This window comes from Stenotrophomonas sp. 05L44_2, assembly GCF_056665995.1.
This window is the reverse complement of the sequence record NZ_JBFTNR010000875.1, coordinates 1-1,526: the sequence shown is the minus strand read 5'-3', so window position 1 is coordinate 1,526 and position 1,526 is coordinate 1. Positions and strand designations below refer to the sequence as shown.

Genomic DNA, 1,526 nt, shown 5'->3' with positions numbered 1-1,526 from the left:
GGGATGTCCTGCCGCCCCGTGCGCGGGACACCGTCCACACCGGACGTCACCGGTGAATCCACACCTGCTGCCCCCATCCGTGCCGGGGTGCTCCGCAAGGAGTTCGGCCACGGAGGCAACAGGGAAGCCCAACCCCGGAACCTTCAGCGCTTCCACGCGTCCCGCATACCTATCCCGCGGGCGGAATCGCCGGTTCCCCATCAGGAGTTCTGCAATGCCTCAGGTCACCATGCGTCAGATGCTGGAAGCCGGCGTCCACTTCGGCCACCAGACCCGCTACTGGAACCCGAAAATGGCTCCGTACATCTTCGGCGCCCGCGGCAAGATCCACATCATCAACCTGGAAAAGACCGTCCCGCTGTTCAACGACGCGATGAACTTCATCTCGTCGGTTGCCCAGAAGCGCGGCACCATCCTGTTCCTGGGCACCAAGCGCAGCGCGCGTGAGTCGATCCGCGAAGAAGCCGAGCGTTGCGGCATGCCGTTCATGAACCAGCGTTGGCTGGGCGGCACCCTGACCAACTTCCGTACCGTCAAGCAGTCGGTTGCCCGCCTGAAGGAACTGGAAGCCGGTGAATCCGACGGCACCTTCGAGAAGCTGGTCAAGCACGAAGTGCTGGGCCTGCGTCGCGAGCGCGACAAGCTGGAAGCCTCGCTGGGCGGCATCAAGGACATGAACCGTCTGCCGGACGCGATCTTCGTCATCGATATCGGCCACGAAGACATCGCCATCAAGGAAGCCAAGAAGCTCGGCATCCCGGTGATCGCCGTCGTCGATACCAACTACAACCCGGAGCTGGTGGATTACGCGATCCCGGGCAACGACGACGCCATCCGTGCCGTGCAGCTGTACGCACGCGCCGCTGCTGACGCCGTGCTGGAAGGCAAGGCTGCTGCACCGCACGCCGCCACCGTCCGTGAAGAAGAGTTCGCCGACGCTCCGGCCGAAGAAGGCAAGCCGGCTCGCCGCGCTCCGGCCAAGAAGGCTGCTGCCGACAAGGGCGAAGCCCAGGCCTGATCCAGGCCCCGGTGGGCGCCACGCGCCCACCTTTCCTGTCCGCTGCCGATGGCGCGACGACAGGAAACTGTCACACGGGCCGGCCACCATGCCGGCCCAACCCCTTTCTTTCGTGAGGTAATCCCGTGGAAATCACYGCTTCCCTGGTCAAGGAACTGCGCGAGCGCACYGGCGCCGGCATGATGGARTGCAAGAAGGCGCTCACCGAGGCCGGCGGCAACATCGACGCCGCTGCTGAAGCGCTGCGCAAGTCCGGCGCTGCCAAGGCCGACAAGAAGGCTGACCGCGTGGCCGCCGAAGGTCGTCTGGGCCTGGCCCAGGACGGCGGCAAGGCCGTGCTGGTCGAGATCAACTCGGAAACCGACTTCGTCGCCAACGACATCAACTTCAAGAACTTCGTCGATTCCGTCGCTGCCGCTGCACTGGCATCGGGCGCCGCCGACGTGGAAGCCCTGAAGTCGGCCACCCTGCCGACCGGCCAGACCGTCGAAGAAACCCGCGCGACCGC

Annotated in this window: 2 protein-coding genes; both read left to right on the top strand. The window is 65.4% G+C overall.

Annotated features, from left to right (window positions below; translation table 11 throughout):
* Positions 1-214: 214 nt before the first annotated feature.
* Entirely contained in the window at positions 215-1,018 is an 804-nt protein-coding gene (gene rpsB, locus AC1VAN_RS21570; protein ID WP_025877657.1) for a 30S ribosomal protein S2, read from the top strand.
* A 125-nt stretch (positions 1,019-1,143) separates the two neighbouring features.
* Positions 1,144-1,526: translation elongation factor Ts (gene tsf, locus AC1VAN_RS21565; protein ID WP_480986711.1), on the top strand; the 383-nt coding region annotated here is incomplete at its 3' end.

What these genes read in the sequence shown, in the direction of transcription:
- rpsB (WP_025877657.1), top strand. Translation starts at nt 215, where the DNA reads ATGCCTCAGGTCACCATGCGTCAGATGCTGGAAGCCGGCGTCCACTTC.